Below are 24,916 nucleotides of genomic sequence, written 5' to 3' on the forward strand. Positions count from 1 at the left end.
TCTTAATTAATTCCTACGCTGCTTCTGACTTAGAAAATACCTCTGAAACTCTTTCACTTTCTGCAAGGATATCTTCATCAATAACTTGCTTAATCTTTCCAGGAATAATTTTACCTTCACCTTCAATTAGCTTTACTGTTAATTGTGACAGTTCATGTAATTTAGAGGCCAATGAGTTTACTTCTTGGGCCTTATTATATGCTTCCTGAGTGACAATACTATTTTCATTTGCTGATTGACTCAGTTGAGTTACAGCTGAAGTAATCTCATTCACTCCTTGAGACTGCTCAGTAGAAGAACTTGAAATTTGTTTCACTGACTGATTTACATTATCAAAGCTATTTAAAATATCATTTAGAATAACTTCGCATTCCTGAGCGGCCTTAACTCCTTCATCAACAGAAACCTTTCCTTTTTCTACAGATCTTAAAATCATCTCTTTAGATTTATCTACTGTACTTCGAACTTGAGTGATACTTCCAGAAAGAAGCTGAGAGATCTCTTCTGCAGCTTCACCACTCATGGCCGCTAGCTGACCGACTTCGTGTGCAACGACAGCAAATCCATCCCCATGCTCTCCAGCTCTTGCCGCTTCAACAGAAGCATTAAAAGAAAGAAGTTTCGTTTGAAAAACGATATCATTAATGACAGTTGTTTTTTCTGCAATTCTATTAATGACGTCGATTAGCCCTTCAATTTCGCGGTTACTATTTTCAATATTCTTAACAAGTTCTTCATTATTTGATTGGATATCATCCATTCTATTTCTAACAGTATTTACCGAGTCCTTTCCTTCGTTTGCAAAGTTCTTACTTTCTTCAGAAAGAGATGCCGTTTCCTGAGCATTTTGCGTATTGTTGGCAACCATACAAGAGATTTCGTGAATCGAAGAAGATGTTTCTTGTAGAGCAGCTGATTGCTGTTGATTAGCACTCGATAATTTATTTGCAGAATCATTTAATGAATTTGAAACACTATTTAAGTCTTTAGAACTAGTTTGGATTCCTTCATTAATTATAGCGATTGTTTTTGATAGATATGATACAAAGAACACAGCTAAGGCAATCCCTGTAATCAGTGCAATAATAGAAATAATAACAATGACAGTCTTTGCTTCAGTAAGGTGATCTTTTAACCTCGGTCCAAATTTGTCTTGAACGGATTTAATATCAAGCTTTACCTCTTCTATATTACTCGCAATCCTAGGACCTAATAGATCTAGCTTCTCTGTAATAATATTGTTTCTTTTATTAATAATCGTAACTAGCTTTTGAAAATCAGATGAGTAAGACTTCTCTATTGCTAAAATTTGGCGTAGTAATTTACGTCGTTCAGAATTCTGTAAGTTTTTCTCTAGTACACTGATATCTTTTTCAAACTCTCTTAGTTCGTGAACAACTTTATTTACAGAATCTCTATCATTTGTATCAAAAAACTTTGTAACATATAGTCTTGCAAGAAGTAAGTTTCTCATAGCAATACCAGCGTTATATGCGGCCACCATGTCTCTATCCCTTCTAGCTGTAAAAAGGATTCGAGAAAGCTTTTCTTCCATTAATTTACCATTAATATTAAGTTTTTCTGTAACAAGCCTATCTCGTTCTTTCATAAGGCCTACAACTTCATTAAAATGACTATGGTACTCTTTTAAATTTTGACTTGTTGATTGAAGAATCTTAGCACGACTTGGTTTTTGAATATCAAGCAATGCTTGATCCATCTTCTTAGTTGTCACATCAAAGTATTCGTTAAATTGTTTAATATCTTTTTCTGATGATGAAATGATAAAGTCCTTCACATTCATTCTAACCATTAACATATTGGACTGAACTTCACTTGATAAGTTTGAATCCATGGCCATCTCTCGATATGAGAAGAACTCAGAGGCCAAAGTAGAAAAGTTATAAGCAGCATAAATAGATATCAGCGTTATCAAGCTGATCATCGTTATAAAACTACTATATACCTTAAACTTTAAACTAAAGCTGTTTAACATTACTCTCTCCCTAAATATATTTGATATGCAGACATCTCGGTAAACAATTGATTATTATTAAGTTTTTTTATTGTTTGTTATTCGCAATTTGGCATTAACCAACCCTTAAATATTAAAAAAATAATTTCAACAACTTAGGCTTGTAACCTATATTTAAAATAAAGAACAAAAACACTCAAAAAGCCCTACTAGAGCCTCTCTAGACATTTTTACCCACTAACCACTTGAATTTTTATCCATATACTAAAAACTGAACATTATTTATTTTCGGAGATTAGATGAAAGAGATATTTTCTCAAAACCCTGTTTACGCGGTAATGGCCTTTGCAGGAACACTTTTATTTGTATTAAAGATGCTTCTTCTTTTTGTAACGGGTGATGGAGACACAGACTTCGATGGTGATATGGATATCGAACATGCTGATGGTGGTGATGCTTTTACCCTTGTCTCAATACAGTCGATACTAGCTTTCTTTATGGGCGCTGGCTGGATTGGCCTAGCAGCAAAACAAGAGTGGGAATTATCTGATGTTAATGGTGTTATAGCGGCCGGTGTCTTTGGTTTTGTCATGATGCTCTTTAGTTCATTCATCACTTTTCAAATTAAAAAATTTAACAATATTCCAAAAGTAAATATCAAAGAAGCAATTGGAAGAACAGGCCGTGCATATACAAATATTCCTGCTAAGGGTGAAGGTATTGGCCAAGTTGAAATCACAATTGGAAATAAGCAACAGATTCTACAAGCAAGTAGCAAGGGTGAAGCGATCAAAGCATTTGAGAGCATCAAAGTTCACTATGTTGATGACTCAGGAAATTTAATCGTTAAGAAAGCATAATACTTAAGGGAGATTACTCATGCTATTTAGTACTTTTGGAATTATGGGAATTATTGTTGTTCCTGTTTTAATTCTACTTTTTGCGGCCATCTTTTTATCAAAACAATATAAGAGATGTCCTTCAAACCAGATTCTCGTTATCTACGGAAGTGTTGGTAGTGGCCAGTCTGCCAAGTGTATTCACGGTGGTGGTTCATTTGTCATTCCACTACTTCAAGATTACACATATCTTTCACTAGAGCCACTAACAATTGAAATTGATTTGAGAAGTGCACTTTCTAAAAAGAATATTCGAGTAAATGTTCCTTCCACATTTACAGTTGGTATTTCGACAACTGCAAATATTATGACGAATGCAGCTGAGCGTCTCCTTGGCCTATCGACAGCGGAAGTATCAAACCAGGCCCAGGATATTATTCTAGGTCAAATGCGTCTTGTAATTGCAACTCTAGCAATTGAAGAGATTAACCAGGATAGAGAGAAATTCTTAGATCTAGTTAATAAGAACGTAAACCTTGAGCTTAATAAAATTGGTCTTGATGTGATTAACGTTAACATTCGAGATATTACAGATGAATCAGGATATATTGAAGCAATTGGTAAAAAAGCTGCAGCAGAAGCGATTAACAAAGCAAAGGTTGAAGTAGCAGAACAAGATAAAGATGGTGCCATTGGTGAAGCAAATGCTAACAAAGAAAAAGAAGTTCAAGTTGCGAATCAAGTTGCTGAATCAGAAGCTGGTCAAAAAGAAGCCGAAAGAAATAAAAGAATTCGTATTGCAAAATACGAAGCAGAAGGTATTACAGGAGAGGCCGCTGCTTTAAGAGAGCAGGAAGTGGCCCAAGCAAAACAAAGGGCCATTACAGAACAAGGAAAGAAAGAGGCCTTAAAAGAGCAGAGAGTCTTCGTTGCCATTCAAGAAGCAGAGTCTGTAAAAGGTGAAAATGAGTCGAAGGAAAGTATTGCTGAATACGATGCTACTCTAAAAGAGAAGCAAGCAGATGCGGCCAAGCGAGGGGAAGTTGCCCTGGCACAAGCGCAAAAGGCAGTTCTTGAAGCACAGAAGCTAGAGGAGATTGCGAGGCTTGAGAAAACAGAACTAGCACAAGAAGAGATTAATAAGAGAAAAGTTGAAATTACAGCAGAGGCAGAAGCAGAAAGACAAAGAAGAATTGCAAAAGGTGAAGCGGATGCAATTCTAGCGAAATATGAAGCTGAAGCTCAGGGTATTCAAAAAGTTCTCGAGGCCAAGGCCCAAGGTTACAACAAGATTGTTGAAATTGTTGGGGATGATAAGAGACTTGTCCCTACTCTACTTATGGTTGAACAATTACCCGAAATTATTGCTCAGCAAGTTAAGGCCGTACAAGACCTTAAAATTGATAAGGTTACTGTATGGGACGGTGGCGGAAATAGTCACAATGGAAAGAGTGCAACGTCAAACTTTCTTAGTGGGCTAATCAATTCCCTACCTGCTGTGCACGATCTTGCAAAACAGGCCGGTGTTGAGCTTCCTGAATTTCTTGGACAGCTAACACCACCAGAAAATAAAGCCATTGATAGTGTCCCTCCAACAAGTCACAATCAATAAAATAATGGCCTTCTTGGTATTAACTACTAAGAGGGCCTTGTTATTTTTCTAATAGCAGTTCTAACTAACATTAATAAAATTGAAGGAAGAGTCCTCAAATGCCGACGTGGCCTCAAAGGTGTTGAGTCAATTAATTTCTGGATGCGTTCTTTCGGAATTTTAACACGGCCATAGTGAGCGATTAAAAAGTCTGAGATTCCCATATCAATATAACGCTTAAGTGACTTCTTATATTCAGAAGGATTAAAAAGTGGATAAGGCCTTGCTGTAAACTTCGGCGAGTCAATAAAATTATCCGCAACATAAGCAAGTTTAGTACTAGGATGATAGATCGTTAAATCAATATCGGTATGCCCAGAAGTTTCAAGAATTTGCCAAGACTCAAAACCTGGAATATTCATACCTTCGCTTAAAACAAGATCAAGTTCAGTATGTCTTGGAAAGAGTACATTCTTAAATCCCCTCTTCTTATTAACAGCAACCATATAAGTGAGAAATATATCAACGCAATAAGTGAAGAAACCAGAGATACCCTTATACCAGTCATTAAGACCACAAGGGCCAGCAACGGCAACACCAAGACCTTTAAAGTAACTGAGCCCTCCAACATGATCGGGGTGAGCATGAGTTGAAATGACAAGCTTTAAACTTGAAAAAGGTTTTCCAAGATCTTTCTCAATAAAGTCTTTCACAAGCTCTACATCTGGACGACAACAACCATCTAATAGCAGAAGAGAGCCATTCTCCTCCACTATATAGATAGTTTGAATATAACCTTTTAATTCATGTATTTTGTAACTCATAGAATTACATTATACGCACAAAATTCTCATAGCGCACAGGTTTGCGGCCATTAGATAAAGCTGTTTTATAAGAGCTTAGGTTTGAGTGATCAATTGTTCCCCAAACAAAATCTGTCTCATTAGTATTTTCAACAACAAATTTTCTCTGAATTGCTTTAGCTAGTCCCTTACCTTTCCAATTCTTATCGATGAAGATCTCATGAAAATAGATACCATCATGGCCTAGAAACGCAGAACGTTCAGCAGCGATTAGACCAATTTGTTCTCCACCTAAGAAAACAAGTTGTAAAAGTCCTTGCTCCATTGAGTCTTCCATCGATTCATGAGAATTTGCTACTACTCTTTTAGAAAGCTCGGGAACCTCACGATTAAAATCCTCATAACCCTTCTTATACCAAGCGTGATAAGAGTCATCTCTAATGACCTTAAAACTTAACTTTTCTTCATAAGGCCAAGCTATAAGTTTTTTAATCTCTCGAGAAGAAGTGACCATGTGAGTTGCAGCAATCATATCAACATCTTCTAATTCCGCCGATGAGTGGAAACAGATATAAAGAGGGTTAAAATTAGTAAATTGAGGTTTTACACTTTCGTATAATTCTAATGCCTCCTTAGTCGTTAAGCTAAAGTTGGCAAGAAGTTGAACAAACGGAATATCGATATTTCCACCCATGTGGCGAATCCCGTAGACTAGTTTCTTATCACTTTCTAGTTCTATGATTCTTTCAGCGTAATCTTCAACAAGAACTCCCGATACACAAAAGTAAGAATGCCTTGCTTGCATTACCTCGATAGAATTTAGCTCTTCAAATTCTTCTTCGATTTCAACATTTATACTTCTAAGTGCTAATTCCTTAGCTATTTCTAATTCACTAAGATTAAAAGTATTTAATTGTGCCTGTGCAAATGAACACACGTCATTTTTATTTAAATTCATTTATTTACCCTTTGTAAAATTTGATCATTTAAAGGGCATAATTGAAATCTATTTTTGTCTGACTCGCAGAAATAGATTCAAGGTCGCCCAACAGTTTTCCAATTTAGAATATTTCATACTGGCCTCCTTGATTGATGGATATTATTTAATGATGCGGCAAAATAGAACGTTGAAGAATTAATGTCAATATTAATCTTTTTATAGATTTACTTTGGTGTCAGTGGACAAAGGGCATCTAAAATTAAAGATGGCGATTTAGTAAACTCATCAAACCATTTACACTCAACTAACTCGCGGTAATGATTTAAAAGAAAAGTTTGTCCATTCAATCTTTTGTTACAAAGTAAAACAGAGTTCTCTTCTCCACTTTGTAAGTTGGCCAACTTGTCTTGTAAGCTTTTTAGTGCTTCTTCAGTTAAAACTTGATAGATCGTGGCCAGAGCAATTCCTGCACCATCTGTATCAAGATGATTAACGAATAACTTTTTCTCATTTCCACGTAGTGGCCAGTCCCTTAACATTTGATTACGACAGACTTCAAATCGCCCAACGATATCTGATTCATAAGCAATAGCGTCACTCATTAGTCTTGCTATTTCCATGTTTTGATAAAAGTTAAACCACTGAGCTCTATTTGGTTCAGAAGGAATCGGTTCCTTACTATTTCGAACAAGAAAGTCATAAAAAGATTTTTGAAAAACATCATTATAACCCCAAGGAGTATATTCCAAGGCCATATAAAGGCCAGCATCTGACGCTAGCATGGCAGACTTAATTCTTGTAATTAAGGATCTAAATTCCGCTATATCTCTAAGATTTTGAATAGGTATAGTTAAAGGATTCACTCCTCTAAATTCGGCATAAAGAACCGCTGCACGATTAGCAAGTTCTCTATTTAATTGTGCCCTTATCTTTGGTTCTGCAGTTGAATCAAATAAACGAATATAAGCTTCAAGGAGATTTGTGAAAACAGAATCATCACTATCTGCACTTCGATTAAATACAATAGTAAACCATGCTCCTGCGTATTTATTAAAAGAGTTCACATAACCACTTCCACATAATTCACTAAATTTAAAAAAATCACCATTTGTTATCAGTTGATTATAACGTGAATTAATATCAACATATTCAGTATCGCGCTCTCGTGCATATGTTGTTTTATGTATGGCTATCTGTATTGTATTTGTAATCTTTTGATCTTGGGCCCTAAGAATTTTATCAACATGACTACTGTAGACATTATTATAGTACTTACTAAAGAAAGGGTTATAGAGATTTGTACCAATAACCTTCTGATGAAAATCTAACTGAATATTAGATTGTTGCGTCCCTTTGAAGTCCTGTAGATCGAAACATGTATTTGATTGTTTAAACAATTTCCTTGAGAAACCATCTAATAATTTCAGATGTCCATTTAGCTGTGTAACGCGTGGGTCATCAATATACAAAGAAGAATGAAAATTCTCTTCATTAATTGTGTTTTGTAGAGGCAGGGCCACTGCTTTGGCCCCACCTAGGAAAATTATTAAAAGTATATAAGCTATATTTTTCATAAGTTATGCATCATCAGGAATAATGACTCTTGCCAACTCTGGCATACAATAGTTATCTAAAAGAGGAGACACTGGCACCCCCGTTAATCTCGCATCGACACACGCAGGAATATTTCTAAAATGTACCTGATCAATACCTTGTTCATGAATCGATTTAATACAAGCTAGCGCACCTGTTTCGGGTTCAGGAGTTGGTTCTGGCTGTCCATAATTAAATATATAATTTGCGATCAAATATTCTTCGACCTTTTCAGTAGAAAGAACAGCATCAAACGCTTCCAGTGAAATCTCAGAGCTCTGACTATTTGGTTGAGATAAGTTAGAAAAGAATGTATTTTCGGGTTCATATCCTCCACCAAAGTCATCATCAATATTTAAATATTCATCTTCAAGAATTCGGCGACAATTACTTGCCTTAAAGTATTGATCGACTTGTGCTCTATCAATTCGATCGAGCTCGCTTATAATTTCAGCATTGGCCTCTAGATTCTTTTTCTTTTCAAATAGTAATTTTTCTTCTTCATCTTCTAACTCTAAAAGATCTTGGAATTGAGTATTTTCAATCCAAGGAGCGACTTCCATTGTTGTAATACGACCAGCATTTGGATCTTGCATCGTTTTTACAACATCACGTACTGAGTCTTTAAAGCTATCAATATCTGTTGGAATAATATCTGCAAGTTCACCTTTACCAAGTCCGTATGCCCAGATATTAATCTCTAGTCTCTTGGTCTGTGTTTCCGTTCTAAACTCTGTTGAAATTGTTGTATCAGTTGAACCACCTGAGAAGAAACCACGCATCTTCGACTTAAGTTCGAGTTCAAAATTCACATCTCTTTCAACTGATGTTGTTCGATAACGTAGTAAACCTAGGAAGCTCGAGTGACGACCGATTGAGCGTACATAATAGGGACCACAAGAATCAAAGAAACCAACAACGTCCCCTTTAGTTAAAAGACTTGCGGCACTCTCACTTAAATCACTATTTCCTTCTGAAAGTGAATGATAGTAACTATCAACATCAATATCGGCAAAGATATAGTGATAGTGATATGTTGTATTACCCTCTACTTCTGAAAAAACATTTACATTATTTTTTAAGAATAGAAATTTAAAAGTATTCTTTGTTTCAAAAGAGCGTCTATACTGGGTCTCCCAATCTTGTTCAATTTCAATATATCGATATTTTAAATCATATGATGGCTGAGTCGTTTCAATTTTACCCAAACATGTACTTTGATAAGTATTGGTCGCTATCGAGTATCCTCGCCCTAAGACAGGTGAAATTCCTAAATCTTTTAAACGGTTGTCACGAATTACTCTCGATGAAGCAGAAACAGACGTTGCAACCGTAGAAAGTACGGCCAGGGCAACTGCCATTTTTGTTAACTTTTTCACATATCCTCCTATGATATTGTTCAGTCCCGATAAAAAATGTATCTTTAATAAAAGCCACAGGGCAAATCATGTCAATTTAAGCTGTGGTTAAAACAAGACAACAAAAACTAAATCTAAGAATAAGGAGTCACTATGAGTGTAAGCGCGATTGGAATTGCTTGTAAGAATATTGAAAAAACTATTCAATTTTACAACTTATTAAACTTTGATTTTGAAGAATATGGAAAGGGCCATTATGAGGCCACGCAAGAAAATGGACTACGAATCATGCTAGATTCATTCGATTTGCTTAAAGAGATTAATAACGATTGGAAAGAGCCTATAAATTCTGGAATCACTCTATGTTTTCAACAAACAACCCCTAGTGAAGTAGATAAGCTATTCCAACGTATCGTCGACGCTGGTTTTGAAATCGAAAAATCACCATGGGATGCTTTTTGGGGACAAAGATACGCTTCAGTTAGAGACCCAAATGGAAATCAAGTTGACCTCTTTGCTCAGATTTAAGACCTTACAAAAAAAAGGCCCTCGCCAAATGCGAGGACCTCTTTTCTTGCCCACAGACAGAAGCTGCGAGCTGAGCAGTCCTCCCGAAGGATTCCTACCATCTTCATAATAGCATCAAAACAGGTTCATACATTTAATTTCATCTTAATTTTTCATAATGATAACTACGTAAAATCTAACCTATTGTTAAGTGGGTCGTGCTCTAATAAAATGGTTTTAGCTTAACTAGAGACTGGAGAAATAGATGTTAAAGTTTATCGTGCTTTTAAGCACCCTACTAATTACTTCATGTGCAACAAAAGTACATGGCCTAAGGAAGACGGCCGATTTCACATATACAAATGTTCAAGCAGAACGATTAACAATTGCAGGGATAGTCCATACTGGAGAGAACTGGGATCATAAGAAGCAAATAAGTACAGCAAATCAATTTCGTGTCGAATTACAAGAAAAAAGAAGAGACTTACTCGTTGATAATGCATCACCACTGATCAAAAAAATTGGTCGAGGACTCTATCGTGAGATACTACGTGAAATTGAAGAAGATGGAATTCTCAGTGAGAAATCCCTTACGATATTAGGACAAAATATAACGAAACGTCGCTACCTTGTCTTTGCCAGAATTGAAAGTGACATAATTGAAAATGATAGAACAGAATCAGCTATCACAAACGAAGAAGGAAAAGAAACTGGCGATCGTAATTTAACAACGACGACAAGAAGAAGTATGGATATTAACTTCTCTGTCTATGATATTAGAAATAAATACCTTGCCTGGAATGGTATAATAAAGAAATCAGATCGTAATGACTTAGAATACACAATTAGAAAAAGAGACGGTGTAGACAAGATCATTGATCTAGTCTCGGCTTTTTCATCTAAGAAGAACACTGAAAGTATGAATAAGAAATACCCATTCCCTAAAACACCAGTTGATCGTGATATCTTAGCCTATGCGTTTAGAGGCTTTGCCGAAAACTTACCAAGTAAGGACTAATGGAGATTAAATGAAGACAGAATTGATGACATCTTTCTTAGGTTATTGTGCAGTTATAAATATGGGTTTTTTATTACTTTCAACAGTAATGATTCTCATATTCAAAAAACAAGTAATTGAGATTCACGCTAGTATGTTTGGAATTAAAGAAAAGAAGTTCCCTAAGATGTATTTTAAATACCTAGCGAACTTCAAATTACTTGTGATTGTGTTTAATATAACACCTTATCTCGTTTTTAAATTTATTCTATAGAGTCATTACTGTATGACTAATTCAATCTCATCAAGAGGAATTTGCACGACTTCAGTTTCGTCATGAACGCTTGTAAGTTCTGCAAATTTCCTATCAGCAGATAGAACAATTACACCATCTTCAACGTCACCATTAGTCAAACGAACTGAAACAAACTCACCTTCAAATGTTTGTACTTCTTTTCTTGCAACATCAACTGGATCGATAGCAGAGAAGTGATAGATCTCTTCAAGTGGAATCTTATATTTTACACCTTGCTGATCTTGAAAACTAATTGTCACCCCATCTGTTTTGAAGTTATGACCTTTTATATCTTCAAACTCAATATTATTCAGGACACGCACCTGGATTTGATCAGAATTTGTTTTTCCAATTTCAGCAGCTAGAAGTAAACGATAAATTTCAACCGAGCTTAGTTCTTTGCCATTAATTGTTGAGATCTCATTATAAGAAACTAACTGATGGCTACCGTAACCTCTAATTTCAAAACCACTTCGAGTATAGCCTACAATCTTACCATTAACCTTGCGTGCATTTTCTTTTAACACAAGATTAACCTTTGCAAATGGCTCAATTTTCTTAGGTCCTAAGAATGATCCAACAGCATCAAGACAATTGTTGGCAACACCTTCACTAGCGATGGTTCGTTTTGCTTGCCCAGAGTCTGCTATATAGTTTTCAGTAAAGTAAAAAGTAGTCGCACCAATTGCGAGTACGGCAACACCGTACTTTAGGTCTTTTATATTCATGGAGTTCTTATCGACAACTTGAGCAATTTACTTGAGTATTATTTTTACCAAGCTTTAACTGTGACTGTAATGACATCCTCATAATCACCTGTCGATGCATTTGTTGGAACATTCCCTAATTTCACATAGATAGGATAGCTCTCAGCATTGATTGATGTGGCATTATTACGTTGAAACATGAAGGTCTCTTGTCCAGCATTTGAAAGAGATGCGTAATTGTTTGGTCCCACCTTAACTTGATAAGGAACGCTACTTGCTGCATTCTTTAACAGAGAGCCATTCTGTGAAGTCATATAAACACCGAAGCCTACATTACCCTTCACATTCAGAGTTGCACTCTTTACATCCTGACTCGTTAGATTTCCAAAATTCATTATATATTGAGTAGAGTTAGGATCATGAGGAGAACCCAAAGGAACTAAGCTTAGCTCAGCATATCTTGGAACAACTAACTGCAGATAAAAATACGCAGTCGTTTCATACTCAAGTTGGCCGTTGTTTTTAATACTATAGAAACTAATTTGAATATTATCGCCAAAGTAACCAGAGCCGCTTGAAAAGACAGTATCGAGATCAACCTGCTTAATATAAAAATTCGACTGATAAGAGTTGTATCTCACTGGTAAATTAATCACACTATACTCACCAGCTTGAGTTGCATCCGACACATCTTTAAGAACTGTAACCATATTACTGTCACTATATAAGTTATAAGGAATCGAATTATTAGAAGTCGATGCCATACGATTATAGTTCCCAGCTCCACCAGTACTATAGAAGGCCCTAATGACTTCACATTGAGCTGCGTTTCTAGAACGAGAAATTGTAATAGGGTGGGAAACAGCTTGAACGCTTGAAGATATTGTCCCAACAAAATTATTTACGCTAACATTTAAGTCGCATTTTGCCGCTAAAACAGATGAGACACAGAATGTAGCTACTAAAGCTTTAAACAATATCATATTAATTCCCCTCTATCTCAATCGTACCAATATCAATGATCCCACGGGATTCTTGATTTATCGAAATATTTTTAACTTCCTTACCACTTATTTTAAGTAGACTTGTTTCATTATCAACACCATCCACAAAGAAGTAACCTTCTCGATCAGTAAAGAAGACCTTCTCCCCTAACTGACAGATCTCCAGTGCAACCGGTCTTCCATTACGTGTAATTTTCCCCTTAAGACTTAAAAGGCCATTGTCACTAATATTGATAAGATGTCCTGATTGATAAGTCGGATAGAGAACAAACTTTTCTTTCTCCAGTGTTGTTCCATAATCAAGAGCAGTTGGGTCTAATTGTACTTCACGGTATTGATATGGAACCATATCAGTTATTGCAAGCTCGCCAAAGAGTGGAGTTTGAGTGTCTGCATGAACTGATGTTGACTTAATAATGAGCTTTTGATCTTTTAAAGATTCTTTAGTTTTAAAGAGGGCAAAACTATTTGTATTAGAACGAGATTGAGCGTAAGCAAGGCCATTATCATACGCGAATAATGAAGTCGTCGATATCCCGAATCCTATCTGATTATAATCTTCACCATTCTTTTCATGAGCATAAGATGCCTTGAAAAAGTAATCGGCCATAGGCGTTGGCATACTAGCACTTAAATTTAAGCGACTATTAACTTCATCGTCATCTGCGGAAACTGTATATCTCGGCTTATATAGCTCATTACTATTATCTTTTGTGTAAGATATTCGACTTGATTTATTTTCAAAATCTCTAAACATTGAAACATAGCTATTATGAGAAGGAAAAGACCATGTTAAAAAAGCAGAAACAGAGTGATCAGTCGGATTATTTAAATCTTTTGTGCTAGCAGCATAAAGATTTATATTTAGGTTATTAATTGGATTAATATTCAACGAGGTACGGATGAAATTTCGAGAACCATTTCCAGAATCACGATATTCTTCATGACCGGCCCCTAGATTTATCGAGCTATGAGAGAAAATAGGAAATGATAAATTAAGTTGATAGTTATTTTTAATCGAAGGCCCATTATAGTCGGCCGTAGCCCTAAAGTCTCCACCGAAAACTTCATAGCGCGCTGTAAATGATAGATTTTCAAGCAAGTATCCTGCGATATCCTGAAATTGCCAAGTCAAAGAAGTTGCATAGCCACTTACATTAAAATTCTTATAATCAGAATAAGCATTCCCCAGAAAGAAGTTTCCAAACTCTGTAGCAATACCATTATAAAGACCAGTTAATTGAAATTTGTCATCTTTTTGATAATAGGCACCTGTTGAAAATAGGTCAGTAAAACCATATTGAACAAGGCCACTATAAAACTCATTATTATCGACATAACTACGGGTTTTTCCAGAATCATCAGACTTTCTTCCCACACTTAATGAATAATCAAACTCACCTCTTTTTAAAATAGATAGTGATGTTGGGATATTAAATTCTAATAACTGTTTAACACCACTTCCATCATCAATTTCTACACGTACATTATTAATACCATTAACAAGTGGAAGATTTGATAAACGATAATTACCAGCAGGTAGGATTTCTTTTTTTACAAGAGTCCCGTTAACATAAGTGCTAACATTAGATCGTCTAACAATTTGAAACTCTTTCTCACCTTGCGTATAAGGTGTCTCATAGGGATTAATTGAAAACTGTTTCCTTAAATTAAAACCACCTATTGCTTTTGATTGCATAAAGCCTAAACGGCCCGTTGTAGTATCCCCTAACCTCGTTCGAAGGCGTGAGGATTCAAAATCCTTTGTTAAACTAAAGTCTCTTCGCGTCCAATATGGATCGCTACTATCTTCATCATCAACATAGAATCCATTCAACTGCAAAACATAGGTTTTTATATTTAAGAAGGAGTTGATATTCAAAGTTAGAGAATCACCACCAAGATACGAATCACCGAAATTCTTATCAAGAAGATAATTAATCGAACCAGCAAATGGGGCAGCCTCAATAGTTTGACCAGCGTATTTAATTTTTGGGTTTTCTTCTAACGAATAGAAAACAGATTTTAGACTCTCTACAGGTATATCTAATACCACCTGTAATGCCTCAGAATCATAACTTAGAGTATAAGGAATTGTTGAAGTAGCAACCCACTTCTTAGAAGTGTCGACTAATTTATATTTTTCATCCTTAACGATGCCTCTAATCTTTTCATTTAGTATGACACTATCAATATACTTTAACTGGCTTCCTTGAAGTTTTACTGGAATATCCCCAAGAGATTTCCCATGAAGAATAAGTTCTAATTGTGCTTCATAATTAACTTCACCAAAGACACTACGAAATAGCTCAGTTTCAGACTGAGCATAAGCAGTTAAAGGACTCAATTGAGACAGGAATGCAACAAATAGAATTGGTCTATAATTACTTATCAAAAGACGCTCTTAACTCATATCCATTTTTTAGGTTAATTGTATTATTAAATTCAAAGTATCGTGTCGTATTGGCCAAAATATTTTGTCCATTAAGCTTTGAGAGCTCTTTAGCTGGGATCGATAACTTCTGATCACCTTTTACAAATTCAAACCTTACGTTCTTTAGGTATTGATGAGAATTTCCCTTATTAGAAATATAAACTCGAATCTTTTTTCCAACATTATAATGACTCGCTCCAAGTTTAGGTTTAAATTCCTTCTTCGTTACATATAGAACATTCATATACTTGAGCAGCATCTTAATACCACCACGATTCTTATTATTAGTACTTCCACGCTTTAAAGGGACTTGCTCAGCAACAATTCGATAAACTTTTTCAGAAGAGATATTCGTATCTCCCTTCCAATCCACACGAATAGTTTTTCGATCCCCTGGCGAGATTATAAGTTGAGGAGGGAAAACACTCACATCATTTGTCTTAGGAAGGGACTCGCTTCCGTCTTCTTTTTGTATTCGTTCAAATACATTTACCGTTACAGGAATCATTTCAGATGACGTATTTTCGATTTGAAATTGAGTGGCCTTTTGCCCATTGCTTAGATCAATTGTTTGACTAGTAGGCCTGAAAGTAAAAGACATTAAAAGTGGGAAAAGTGCTAATAAAATAAGTAACTTCAAGCTTCCTCCATGACAGCTTAGACCCTATTCATTATACACAAAATTTAATTGAAGATGAATTAGTGAAAGGAAATTTCAATCATTGGATGGCCATTCTTCTCTGACTTTTTAACATCATAAGAATTCTTATCTAGATTAGACTTAATGGCATTATTTGGATCTTTAGTATCGACCTCATCGACCACAACAACGGACGCTGGAACTCTTCCTCTCAAGTGTAATTCCTTGGCCTCACTTCCGTAAATACTGAGTGAAAGAAGGGAGGTGACAAATAAAAAAGGCAGAGTAAAGTATTTCATCACTCTGCCTATCGGATATCTGACTAAAAAACTTAAGTATCAATTAGCTGCAATCGTTAAAGTAACTGTATCAGCGTATTCACCTTGAATAAGGTTTTGGTGATCGACACCAGTATAAGAAATTGCTAAATCCTTATCGACATTCACACTTGCCGCAGATGGGAATGTGAATACATCAGTAGTTGATAAATCAACAGCATTTCCGTCATAGCTTAATGCATAGTCGATTGACGATGAAGCAACTGAATTGTGAACTAGCTTTCCTTGGTTTGCTGAACTAAAAGAAACAGTATAACCACTATTTGAGTTTGAAACCTCGTTTACAGTAGCAACTTTAGAGTCCACTTGAGTAGTGTCTAGAGGAAGAGCAGATGCAACGGCCTCTGGTGTAACACTAATTGACAATAGTGCAGGAACTTGCCCTTTTAAAACAAGAGTTCCAGTTGTTGCCGCGTAAGCAGTTGAAACCATAACGAGTGAAGAGATGAATAAACCTTTAACAATTTTCATAATTTGCTCCTATATATTAAATAGAGATTAACTCTTAAACATACTGAAATTACTGCAACAATCATGCCACCAGTAGCCACAAGATTTCGATTAGATACATATCCATTATCTGCCTATAAATTAATCAAGTGTCATTTTTTGATCAACTTTAGGTACAAAAGTGTAAAGATCTTTGTCTAATTACAAAGATGTTCATATTATAATTTTACCTTTGATTTAAATGCACAGGGAACTAAGAAAATTACTCTCTTTCTTTTTTGGCACGAAGTATCTTTAAACAAGATAGAAATAAAATCACGGCCCCCGCTTCATCGAGGTTACCAATATAGGGAATATTATCTGGAATTAATTCGATAATTCCAGCGGTCGGATTTAGAAGATAGATCCCAGAGACAACAAGGCCTATGAGAGGAAATATTTTAGTTGAAAGTAACTTCATTTATTTTCTCATCAAGATTAGTTTTGCTTAGATAAACTGTAACAAATTTCGTTTCAAACTTACAAAATTGTTAGCGAAACGAGCCTAAAAACTGATTAACATCACTAACAAATACATTTCTTTTACCGAAGTTATAGCAAGAATCTTTAGAAATTGTATAGAAACTCAGGAGAATTATGAAAGCGTTAGTGAAAAGTCTAAGTTTAAACACGAAGATAATTCTGATGGCCCTCATACCATTTGTTATCTTCACTTCAATCTTTATTGCCTACTCTTATAGCTCAACAAAGTCTGCGCTATTACAGGAAAAGAAAAATCAAATTGAGGATGTGACTAAGACTGCTTATCACTTCCTTGAGTCAATGAACGAAAAAGTTGAAGCTGGTGAATATACATTAAAGGAAGCCAAAGAAATCACAAAACACTATATCGCAACAATACGATATGGACGTGATATGGATGACTATGTTTGGATCAATGACCTTGAACCAAATATGATTGTTCACCCAAGTGATAGCCTAAGAGGAAAAAGTGTAAAAACTTTCGTTGATAAAGGAGGAAAGCCCCTATTTAACGATGTAGTTGCATTAGTAAAAAAACAAGACAAAGGTTTTATTAATTACATCTGGAATAGCAAGGCTGATAGTAATGTATTTGTTGAGAAGTACTCTTACGTTGAGTTATTCAAGCCATGGGGATGGGTACTTGGTACAGGTATCTATGTTGACGACGTTAATGATTATATTTTTAGCGTCTTTCTAAATCAAGCAATGTTCGGTTTTATCGGCCTTATTGTTATTGGTGCATTATTTGCTTTCGTTTTAAAAACAAGTGTATCAAATCCTCTCCTAACAATGGCAAATCAACTTAAAGAAACTTCACTACAAGTCGCTAACGGTTCCAAAGTAACATACAACACATCAACTCAATTATCTGCTGCAACTAATGAGCAGGCTGCGTCTCTTCAAGAAACAGTTGCTTCAGTTGATGAAATATCTTCAATGATACGAAGAAATACTGAATTCGCTGAAGACTCTAAAAAGTCAGGTGAGCAGTCTGAGTACGAAGTACAAAACGGTAAACGCACTATCGATGAAATGCTTTACGCTATTGAGAATATTTCAAATAGCAACACAGATGCAATGAAGAAAATGGAAAGTAGTAACAACCAAGTTCAAGAGATCTTAAATATCATTAAAGAAATTGAAGATAAGACTAAAGTTATTAATGACATTGTTTTTCAAACGAAGCTTCTTTCTTTCAATGCTTCTGTTGAAGCTGCTAGATCAGGTGAAAGCGGAAAAGGTTTTGCTGTTGTCGCAGAAGAGATCGGATCTCTTGCATCAATGTCAGGAGCTGCATCTGATGAAATCAAAGTATTAATTGATGAATCAATCAAGAATGTCGAAGCAATTGTTTCAGGCACAACAGCAATGGTAAATGAAGTTATTCAAAGCAGTTCAAAAACTGTTGATGCTGGAAGACAGAAAGCCGGCCAGTGTAAAGAAGTCCTCGATAAAATCGTTTTCAATGTACAGAACGTAAATGGAAAAATTACTGAGATCGCAAGTGCATGTAACGAACAAACACAAGGTGTAAATGAAATTACAAATGCAATTAGACTCATCGATGAAACAACAATTCAAAATAATAACTCTGCACAAGAAGCATCTCGCTCGGCCGCAAATCTAAAAGGCCAAGCAGATAATCTCGATGATATCGTCAAATTAGTTATCGACCTCGTCGGTGGCAATAAAGCTGCCTAACCATAAATAACCTTAGTGAGTAGGGCCAACGCCCTGCTCACCTCCCTTATTTCAATAATTTAAATTAAACAAGTCAAAAAAGTTTCACTAATCAAACTTTTATTTGACATAATCTACATTGCTGATATTATAATTACAGATTTAGGATTTATATCGGTTAGATGATGTGTTTCAGTATACTTTTATTCACTTCTTCTTTCTTTTTTATAGCAATTCATTCTTATATTTCTTTTTGAACATTCCCAAAGACCTCATCTGACCGTATAAATTTCCTAATCTGATTCTTAACCAAATATCCTCGCCAATTCCTTTACTCTTCGTCTTTTAGCAAAGTAAAATATTTTTATGGAAAAAAAAATTGAAACATTATTTTATTTTATGAATGAAAATGTATCTGTTATTGAAGTAAAAAAGTTGGGATTAGCTGACGATGCTCCAAAGGCAGAAATCTATCACTGGTTCTTTATCTTGAATGAAGAGTTGTCTTTAGAGAAACTTAAGTTTGAATCTTCATTCGTAGATCACGTCAATGGTAATGAAATCAATGTGCGTACATTTGAGAATGCAGAGTTTCGTTTTGATGATAGCTTTGGTAAATTTCAAAACAAAGAAGGCGGCCACATTATCATGAAAGTTCCTAACAATATTCTTCCAAAACCGCTATCAGAGCTTATCTTAAACAACATATAAAGAACTTTTTTCTCTCTTAAATAAATTTTAATAATACTTAACAATGAATTTATTATTTATTTAAGGGAGAGGTATGAAGGTTTTATTTCCGATTTTAATTTTATTTTTTCTAACTTCATGTGCTGCAAAGTATGGAATTGTTGCTGGTGCGCAAATGCCGACTTATGAGGAAAAGACAACTATCGATAACCTATTTTCTCCGGATGTCAGTCTTGGTCCGTATAAAACAGATGGTACGGGCTTTCATATTGGAATTTCAGAAGAAACGAATTGGCTGTTAACAAAAATTTCTTACTATCAAAACACTTATGACGAAGCCACGTATGAATTAGAATCAAGCACAATCAAAACAGACTTGAAAGAAAGCGGTTTAATGGCAACTACGGCCTTTAAGCTCTGGTGGTTTCAGCCTCTATTTGGATTCAAGTACGTTAATCGCGAATATAGTAATAGTGATGTTTTAGAAGATGACTCTTACTTACTTTGGACTTTAGGAATGGATATTGAAATTCCAATGAGCAAACGCTTTTATATATATGGTGGTTATCACTATAGCTCAGGTTCTAATGTAAACTTCATCTACGATACCGACTTTACTGTTACAACAATGGTAATGGGATTACGTTATAATTTTTCGGAATAAACCTTTTTCCAAATTTCGAGTAGTTTAATTGGGATCGGTTCTTTTAATAGAGAAACTTTATATTGATCATATAAATATTTGTCTGCGAAATCTTCTGTTTTTTCAAATTGAAGATTTCGCTTTTCTTGAATATCTAAATCACTTTGACAATTTCCACCATCTTCTTGATTCGCCTCACATGGATTAAAGGCAATACAACCATAAGGTTTATGATCGACACCAAGTCCACAGCCAAAACTTGGATAGAAATAAAAAGGACACGTGTAGGACTTTCTAAAGTATTCACCTGGACCGATTTGAATATACTTATCAAGGCGAAATTCAGAAATACAATCTTCTAACCTTTTCTTAGTTTCATCGTTTAAGAGATCCTTTTCTTCAAGAACGGCCATTGCTTCAAGCGCTTCTATCGAAGTCATTTGCATTGAATTTGCTTCATATGTACAGCAGCGTCCTGTGCATTTAAGACAATCAAGACCAGAAGCTTCATTAGCAAACATTTGTTCAACAAGAAGTTCTCTGCGCTCTTTTGCTGGAGACAATTTTGTATTTGAATATACTTGTTCTAAGACATTTTTAAAGTTCAAAGAATTCCTCTTCTAGTATTAGCTTACTTCCACCTTCACTTCTTTTTACTTCTTCAAAAGAAAGGTGCTCTTTTTGAAAGGCCAACATTTCTTCTTCCGTTATGGCCTTAGTTACCTTCATCTTTTTTAAAATAGAATTAACAGTTGTGGATGCATATTCTGTTAATTTTTTATCTCGAAATGATTGTGAGTAAACCTTTGGATTAGGCAGTAACATAGCTAGGAAAGCAGATTCCTTTGGATTTAGGTCAGCTGGACGCTTCTTAAAATAATACCAACTAGCATTCTTAATACCATATAGTCCTTTTCCAAATTCAATAATATTTAAGTAAGTTTCAAGGATTCTGTCCTTTGTTAACTTCTCTTCTAAGTACATCGTCGTAAAAAGTTCGAAGACTTTACGCTCAAGGCTTCTTTCACTTTTTGTATAAAGATTCTTAGCTAGTTGTTGCGAGATAGTACTGGCACCCCTTAACTTTTCTCCATTTAAGTGATCTTTCACGGCATGATAAATTTGTCTAAAGTCCACTCCTTGATGATCGTAGAATGACCAGTCCTCACTAACGATGAAGGCGTAGTAAACATGCTTAGGCATAGTATTTAGATAGGCCCAATTTCGAGGTCTCTTAGTTGTTACCAAATACGAAGCAATTTCATCTTTTACAGAGGTCTTCACATAGCCTTGGGCCAGCTTATTAATATTAAGCACAGGCACACGCGATAGCACATAACCTGCTACGACAAATAGTGAGATGATAAATAGTAACGCAATTTTCTTGAACATTTAGCGCACTTTAGCACAAAAAGCCGACTCTTGAATAGTCTATCAAACCCAACAGCTATTACGTTCACCAACCTAAATTTAGACACTTACAGCTCGCTAAAGCGGCATTATTTACCCTTTTTTATCAGATCAGCACAAAACCTACGTAAAGGATGACTTTAACCCGATTTTGTTTGTAACCACACACAATCAAACGGAGTTGTTTATGTTGAAGAAGTCATGTCAAATGATTGCGGCATCGTATTGCCTAATGTTCACAAATATTTCCACGGCCCACGCCAATGAGCTTAACGAAAAACCAGCTTTTCCAATTGGAAAGATCAATCAATTAAATGCAAGCTACACAAGCCCTAAAGGAACGGGAACAAGTAAGGAAATTGCAATTGAAGGCTTTGGAGAATTTATCAATCCAACACTCGAAGTAGAAAATTACGGTGGAACGCTTATCTTTTCAGTAGATAATGAGTCATTTGAACTCGACCTTTCAACTCTCCAAATTAATGATGCTGATAGAATTGGAATTTCAAATCTCAATTATAATAATGGCGACACTAATATTGGACTTAATCTAAATCAAGTTCAAGCAAGTGGTGAAGGTTTCTCAACACGTCTTTCTGGAACGCGCCTAGAGTGCCAAAAGCAAAGTCGTGAAGGTAATGAATATGAGCAGCTTCTTCAAAATTGTTTTAACTTTCTAAGCCTAAATGTTGGAAGTGCCTATTTTAAAAGTAACGAAAGAAGTTTCTATAACTTAACAAATGAATATGAAACGCTTGGTAGCGCAGTTGAAATTGATGATCTAAAGCTTAATATCCGCGGTGGTAAATTTAGTGGTCACCTTAAAGGAAATGTTTCAAAAGGTGTTAAGGTTAAGTTTGAAGGACGCTCTTCTTATGACCTTGCTAACAAGATTATCAATATTAGAATTGATAAGGCAAAGGCGGGGCTATTTAATGTTCGTCGTACCATTTTCAAAGAGCTTGAAAGATTTGAAAATGATAAAGTTGAAATCGACGAACCAAATATTTATATAATTCTACAAGATTAATAAAACCGAGAGGATCTTAATTGATCCTCTCCATTAAATCTTCATTTGAATTTAAAATCGTAATTAATTCAAAGTGCTCTTTCGAGATAAATCCCTCAGCAACTGAATTTTCAATATGCTTAATTAAGTGATCAAAGTAACCATTTACATTAACTAAGTAGATTGGCTTCTTATGATATTGAAGTTGTGCCCAAGTTGTAATTTCAAATAACTCATCAAGAGTTCCAAATCCACCTGGATAAGTAACGAAGACATCTGAAAGCTCATACATTCTCTCTTTACGAGTATGCATTGTATCGACTTCAATAAACTCAGTTAGACCTTGATGTCCAACTTCCCAATCAATAAGTGATTTTGGCATAACACCAATAACATGGCCGTCTTTAGCAAGCATCGTATCTGCGATCTTTCCCATCACACCAATTGAGGCTCCACCATACACGAGATAGTGTCCATTACTAACAAGCTTCTCACCTAGGTCTTTGGCATAATTTAAATAAGCTTCACCTTTTCCACTTGATGACCCACAAAATACACATACTCTCATTTTATTCTCCAACTTCTTTATTCAATTCTTCTAGCGAAAGAAGAGATTTAGCGTTCTTCTTTAAATATAAAAAGTACTCTTGGTTTCCACTCTTGCGTCCTTTTATTACACAAGGTTTAAATCCAAGAATCCCAAGTCCCATGGCCTCACATTGAATCTTCATTTCTTCAACTGCCCTTAGAACATAACTATTATCTTTTACAATTCCCTTCTTACCAATACCATCTCTTCCAACTTCAAACTGAGGTTTAAAAAGAACGATCATTTCAGCATCGTCTTTACTGATATCAACTAAATTTTTCCAAATTAAGTTCAGGGAAATAAATGAAAGGTCTACAACACAGAGATCTACGGCCTCGTCTAATTTATGAAGCTCTCTAACATTTGTTCCTTCAAGGTTTACCACTCTTGCATCACTGACTAGGCTTGGTGCAAGTTGCCCATGACCAACATCAATGGCAAAGACTTTAGAGGCTTTGTGGTTTAGGCAAAATTGAGTAAAACCACCTGTACTGGCGCCAACATCTGCAACGAGCCTATTTTCAATGACAACATCAAATGCTTCTAGTGCGCCGGCAATTTTATGAAAGCCACGGCCAACTTCTTCACTACTCTCATTTAGTTGAATGTCATCACTACTTGTAACTTTATATGATGTTTTGGTAATTACTTTTCCAGCAACACTAACTTTACCATCACCTATTACCTGTTGGGCACGACTGCGAGTCGCAACAAGGCCAAGCTCAACGAGTTTTTTATCTAATCTTTCAAAATTTTCTTCAGACATTAATGAACTACTGGTTTGATTTTAATTTTTGTTTTCTGTCCAAGCTCAGGCTCACTGAAAACAACATCTCCTTCAGTCCCCAATTTTAGATTTAGCTCAAAGCTTTTTGAGAGAGTTTTTGATAGGACTCTCCCCTCAATTTTCACCATGGCACCCGGGCCATAGATCTCTTCACTATCAACAAATTGACCACTTAAGAGAAGATCAATTTTACTCTTCATTACAAATCGACTCATCTTTTCTGGCTGAATATTTTCAATGAAGTGAAGTTCACTCATAAGAATGGTTTGACCCTCAAAGTCCTTTTCGTGAGTCATCACAACTTCCACAAAAATTGTGGCATATGTGTTTAGACATAGAAGGAGAAGTACTAAAAACTTTTTAATCATTAAATTCACCAGTATAGACAAGTTTTGTCTGGCCACCAAGGTAGATGAAGCCATCGACTCTTTTGACGAATAGTATACCACCATTTGTTAGAAATTCTATTTCGTCTCTATGTTCATATTCCTTATCCCAGAGCATACAGGCCGCGGCGACATTTCCAGTCCCGCAAGCGAAGGTCTCAGCCTCGACCCCGCGCTCATATGTTCGTATACGCCACTCTCCTTCATCAATTTGATTAATGAAGTTAGCGTTCGAGCCACGAGGAAAGTCCTCATCAAAGCGAACACGTCTTCCAACGGTATCGACATCTACTTCCTGAGCGTCATAGACCATAAATACACTGTGTTCAACACCAGTATTAATATAGTACGAATCTTGAGCGTCTTCATATTTGTTCGAGAGGTCATATAGATCAGCGTCTTTAATGACGGCCATGTGAACCCAGATGACATTACCTTCAATACCTGAAGAGTAGAGCCCACTTCCCGTGGTAAATTTAAAGTCAGTATTCTTTGTTTGCGTCGTACGGCGATAGAAGTCAGTGATAGCACGAGTTGCGTTTCCACACATACTCTCTTCATTGCCATCGGCATTTAGGTAGCGCATATGAAAGTCATACTTGTCACTACTTTCTAAGAAAACAACACCATCGGCACCGATACCAAAGCAGCGCTGACATAGTTGCTGCCACTTTTGTGTATTGCTAACATCTTGGGCCCCATCGCGATTATCGATGAGAATGAAGT

General features: G+C 35.7%; 27 protein-coding genes. 9 read left to right on the top strand and 18 right to left on the bottom strand.

The window, feature by feature from the left end:
• Nucleotides 1-13 precede the first annotated feature (13 nt).
• Entirely contained in the window at nucleotides 14-1,996 is a 1,983-nt protein-coding gene (locus ABMA79_RS14955) for a methyl-accepting chemotaxis protein (RefSeq protein ID WP_393093611.1), read from the bottom strand.
• A gap of 278 nt (nucleotides 1,997-2,274) precedes the next feature.
• Between ABMA79_RS14955 and ABMA79_RS14960 the strand changes: the two genes are divergently transcribed.
• Complete coding sequence (locus ABMA79_RS14960; RefSeq protein ID WP_392857697.1) at nucleotides 2,275-2,835, top strand: hypothetical protein; 561 nt, start codon at nucleotides 2,275-2,277, stop codon at nucleotides 2,833-2,835.
• Between the two features lie 19 nt (nucleotides 2,836-2,854).
• Nucleotides 2,855-4,426 (top strand): flotillin family protein, encoded by a 1,572-nt coding sequence (locus ABMA79_RS14965; protein WP_393093613.1) that lies wholly within the window; start codon nucleotides 2,855-2,857, stop codon nucleotides 4,424-4,426.
• Between the two features lie 26 nt (nucleotides 4,427-4,452).
• Here ABMA79_RS14965 and ABMA79_RS14970 read toward each other — a convergent pair whose 3' ends face one another.
• The 4 genes from ABMA79_RS14970 to ABMA79_RS14985 all read right to left on the bottom strand — a co-directional run bounded on the left by ABMA79_RS14970 (nucleotide 4,453) and on the right by ABMA79_RS14985 (nucleotide 9,120).
• On the bottom strand, nucleotides 4,453-5,229 hold the full coding sequence (locus tag ABMA79_RS14970) for an MBL fold metallo-hydrolase (protein ID WP_393093617.1): 777 nt from the start codon (nucleotides 5,227-5,229) through the stop codon (nucleotides 4,453-4,455).
• 4 nt (nucleotides 5,230-5,233) lie between these two features.
• Nucleotides 5,234-6,166 carry a hypothetical protein gene (locus ABMA79_RS14975; protein WP_393093619.1) on the bottom strand — a complete coding sequence of 311 codons (933 nt, stop codon included), beginning with the start codon at nucleotides 6,164-6,166 and terminating at the stop codon, nucleotides 5,234-5,236.
• A 206-nt stretch (nucleotides 6,167-6,372) separates the two neighbouring features.
• Nucleotides 6,373-7,722, bottom strand: coding sequence for a hypothetical protein (locus ABMA79_RS14980; protein WP_392857716.1), 1,350 nt, complete (start codon nucleotides 7,720-7,722; stop codon nucleotides 6,373-6,375).
• Nucleotides 7,723-7,725: 3 nt separating this feature from the next.
• Nucleotides 7,726-9,120: a hypothetical protein gene (locus ABMA79_RS14985; RefSeq protein ID WP_393056730.1), complete on the bottom strand. Its 1,395-nt coding sequence runs from the start codon at nucleotides 9,118-9,120 to the stop codon at nucleotides 7,726-7,728.
• A gap of 132 nt (nucleotides 9,121-9,252) precedes the next feature.
• Here ABMA79_RS14985 and ABMA79_RS14990 point away from each other — a divergent pair, with 132 nt between their 5' ends.
• From ABMA79_RS14990 to ABMA79_RS15000, 3 genes are all read left to right on the top strand, one after another.
• Nucleotides 9,253-9,627: a VOC family protein gene (locus ABMA79_RS14990; RefSeq protein WP_103218809.1), complete on the top strand. Its 375-nt coding sequence runs from the start codon at nucleotides 9,253-9,255 to the stop codon at nucleotides 9,625-9,627.
• A gap of 244 nt (nucleotides 9,628-9,871) precedes the next feature.
• Complete coding sequence (locus ABMA79_RS14995; protein WP_393093622.1) at nucleotides 9,872-10,624, top strand: hypothetical protein; 753 nt, start codon at nucleotides 9,872-9,874, stop codon at nucleotides 10,622-10,624.
• A gap of 10 nt (nucleotides 10,625-10,634) precedes the next feature.
• Nucleotides 10,635-10,877: a DUF6868 family protein gene (locus tag ABMA79_RS15000; protein ID WP_103218807.1), complete on the top strand. Its 243-nt coding sequence runs from the start codon at nucleotides 10,635-10,637 to the stop codon at nucleotides 10,875-10,877.
• Nucleotides 10,878-10,882: 5 nt separating this feature from the next.
• Here the strand turns inward: ABMA79_RS15000 and ABMA79_RS15005 are convergent, their stop codons facing one another.
• The 7 genes from ABMA79_RS15005 to ABMA79_RS15035 form a co-directional block, all read right to left on the bottom strand.
• On the bottom strand, nucleotides 10,883-11,626 hold the full coding sequence (locus ABMA79_RS15005; protein ID WP_393093625.1) for a hypothetical protein: 744 nt from the start codon (nucleotides 11,624-11,626) through the stop codon (nucleotides 10,883-10,885).
• A 44-nt stretch (nucleotides 11,627-11,670) separates the two neighbouring features.
• Nucleotides 11,671-12,588: a spore coat protein U domain-containing protein gene (locus ABMA79_RS15010; RefSeq protein WP_393093628.1), complete on the bottom strand. Its 918-nt coding sequence runs from the start codon at nucleotides 12,586-12,588 to the stop codon at nucleotides 11,671-11,673.
• 1 nt (nucleotide 12,589) lies between these two features.
• Nucleotides 12,590-15,004 carry a fimbria/pilus outer membrane usher protein gene (locus ABMA79_RS15015; RefSeq protein WP_393093631.1) on the bottom strand — a complete coding sequence of 805 codons (2,415 nt, stop codon included), beginning with the start codon at nucleotides 15,002-15,004 and terminating at the stop codon, nucleotides 12,590-12,592.
• The gene (locus ABMA79_RS15020) at nucleotides 14,994-15,683 is read right to left on the bottom strand and encodes a fimbria/pilus periplasmic chaperone (protein ID WP_393093634.1); all 690 of its coding nucleotides are present in this window, start codon (nucleotides 15,681-15,683) and stop codon (nucleotides 14,994-14,996) included. Before ABMA79_RS15020 ends, ABMA79_RS15015 begins: the two co-directional genes overlap by 11 nt.
• A gap of 59 nt (nucleotides 15,684-15,742) precedes the next feature.
• The gene (locus ABMA79_RS15025) at nucleotides 15,743-15,982 is read right to left on the bottom strand and encodes a hypothetical protein (RefSeq protein WP_393093637.1); all 240 of its coding nucleotides are present in this window, start codon (nucleotides 15,980-15,982) and stop codon (nucleotides 15,743-15,745) included.
• A gap of 39 nt (nucleotides 15,983-16,021) precedes the next feature.
• On the bottom strand, nucleotides 16,022-16,492 hold the full coding sequence (locus ABMA79_RS15030; RefSeq protein WP_392909874.1) for a fimbrial protein: 471 nt from the start codon (nucleotides 16,490-16,492) through the stop codon (nucleotides 16,022-16,024).
• Nucleotides 16,493-16,733: 241 nt separating this feature from the next.
• Nucleotides 16,734-16,931, bottom strand: coding sequence for a DUF1232 domain-containing protein (locus ABMA79_RS15035; protein WP_103218800.1), 198 nt, complete (start codon nucleotides 16,929-16,931; stop codon nucleotides 16,734-16,736).
• A 176-nt stretch (nucleotides 16,932-17,107) separates the two neighbouring features.
• Between ABMA79_RS15035 and ABMA79_RS15040 the strand changes: the two genes are divergently transcribed.
• The 3 genes from ABMA79_RS15040 to ABMA79_RS15050 all read left to right on the top strand — a co-directional run bounded on the left by ABMA79_RS15040 (nucleotide 17,108) and on the right by ABMA79_RS15050 (nucleotide 20,030).
• Nucleotides 17,108-18,697: a cache domain-containing protein gene (locus tag ABMA79_RS15040; protein ID WP_393093639.1), complete on the top strand. Its 1,590-nt coding sequence runs from the start codon at nucleotides 17,108-17,110 to the stop codon at nucleotides 18,695-18,697.
• Between the two features lie 378 nt (nucleotides 18,698-19,075).
• Complete coding sequence (locus ABMA79_RS15045; protein WP_392857739.1) at nucleotides 19,076-19,387, top strand: hypothetical protein; 312 nt, start codon at nucleotides 19,076-19,078, stop codon at nucleotides 19,385-19,387.
• Between the two features lie 73 nt (nucleotides 19,388-19,460).
• Nucleotides 19,461-20,030, top strand: a complete 570-nt coding sequence (locus ABMA79_RS15050) for a hypothetical protein (protein ID WP_392857741.1) — start codon at nucleotides 19,461-19,463, stop codon at nucleotides 20,028-20,030.
• Here the strand turns inward: ABMA79_RS15050 and ABMA79_RS15055 are convergent.
• Together ABMA79_RS15055 and ABMA79_RS15060 are read right to left on the bottom strand one after the other, a co-directional pair.
• Nucleotides 20,012-20,617, bottom strand: coding sequence for a hypothetical protein (locus ABMA79_RS15055; protein ID WP_393093642.1), 606 nt, complete (start codon nucleotides 20,615-20,617; stop codon nucleotides 20,012-20,014). The genes ABMA79_RS15050 and ABMA79_RS15055 overlap by 19 nt on opposite strands.
• Entirely contained in the window at nucleotides 20,607-21,401 is a 795-nt protein-coding gene (locus tag ABMA79_RS15060) for a transglycosylase domain-containing protein (protein WP_393093645.1), read from the bottom strand. Before ABMA79_RS15060 ends, ABMA79_RS15055 begins: the two co-directional genes overlap by 11 nt.
• A 205-nt stretch (nucleotides 21,402-21,606) precedes the next feature.
• On the opposite strand from ABMA79_RS15060, the gene ABMA79_RS15065 reads away from it, so the two are divergent.
• Complete coding sequence (locus tag ABMA79_RS15065; protein WP_393093648.1) at nucleotides 21,607-22,449, top strand: hypothetical protein; 843 nt, start codon at nucleotides 21,607-21,609, stop codon at nucleotides 22,447-22,449.
• Nucleotides 22,450-22,465: 16 nt separating this feature from the next.
• Here ABMA79_RS15065 and ABMA79_RS15070 read toward each other — a convergent pair whose 3' ends face one another.
• The 4 genes from ABMA79_RS15070 to dapF form a co-directional block, all read right to left on the bottom strand.
• Nucleotides 22,466-22,996: a TIGR00730 family Rossman fold protein gene (locus tag ABMA79_RS15070; RefSeq protein WP_393093651.1), complete on the bottom strand. Its 531-nt coding sequence runs from the start codon at nucleotides 22,994-22,996 to the stop codon at nucleotides 22,466-22,468.
• Between the two features lies 1 nt (nucleotide 22,997).
• Nucleotides 22,998-23,783 (bottom strand): TlyA family RNA methyltransferase, encoded by a 786-nt coding sequence (locus ABMA79_RS15075; RefSeq protein WP_393093654.1) that lies wholly within the window; start codon nucleotides 23,781-23,783, stop codon nucleotides 22,998-23,000.
• Complete coding sequence (locus ABMA79_RS15080; RefSeq protein WP_392857753.1) at nucleotides 23,783-24,172, bottom strand: hypothetical protein; 390 nt, start codon at nucleotides 24,170-24,172, stop codon at nucleotides 23,783-23,785. Before ABMA79_RS15080 ends, ABMA79_RS15075 begins: the two co-directional genes overlap by 1 nt.
• On the bottom strand, nucleotides 24,165-24,916 hold a 752-nt coding region (gene dapF / locus ABMA79_RS15085), incomplete at its 5' end, for a diaminopimelate epimerase (RefSeq protein ID WP_393093657.1). The genes ABMA79_RS15080 and dapF, both read right to left, overlap by 8 nt.

This window comes from Halobacteriovorax sp. HFRX-2_2, assembly GCF_043196705.1.
Classification (GTDB): domain Bacteria; phylum Bdellovibrionota; class Bacteriovoracia; order Bacteriovoracales; family Bacteriovoracaceae; genus Halobacteriovorax_A.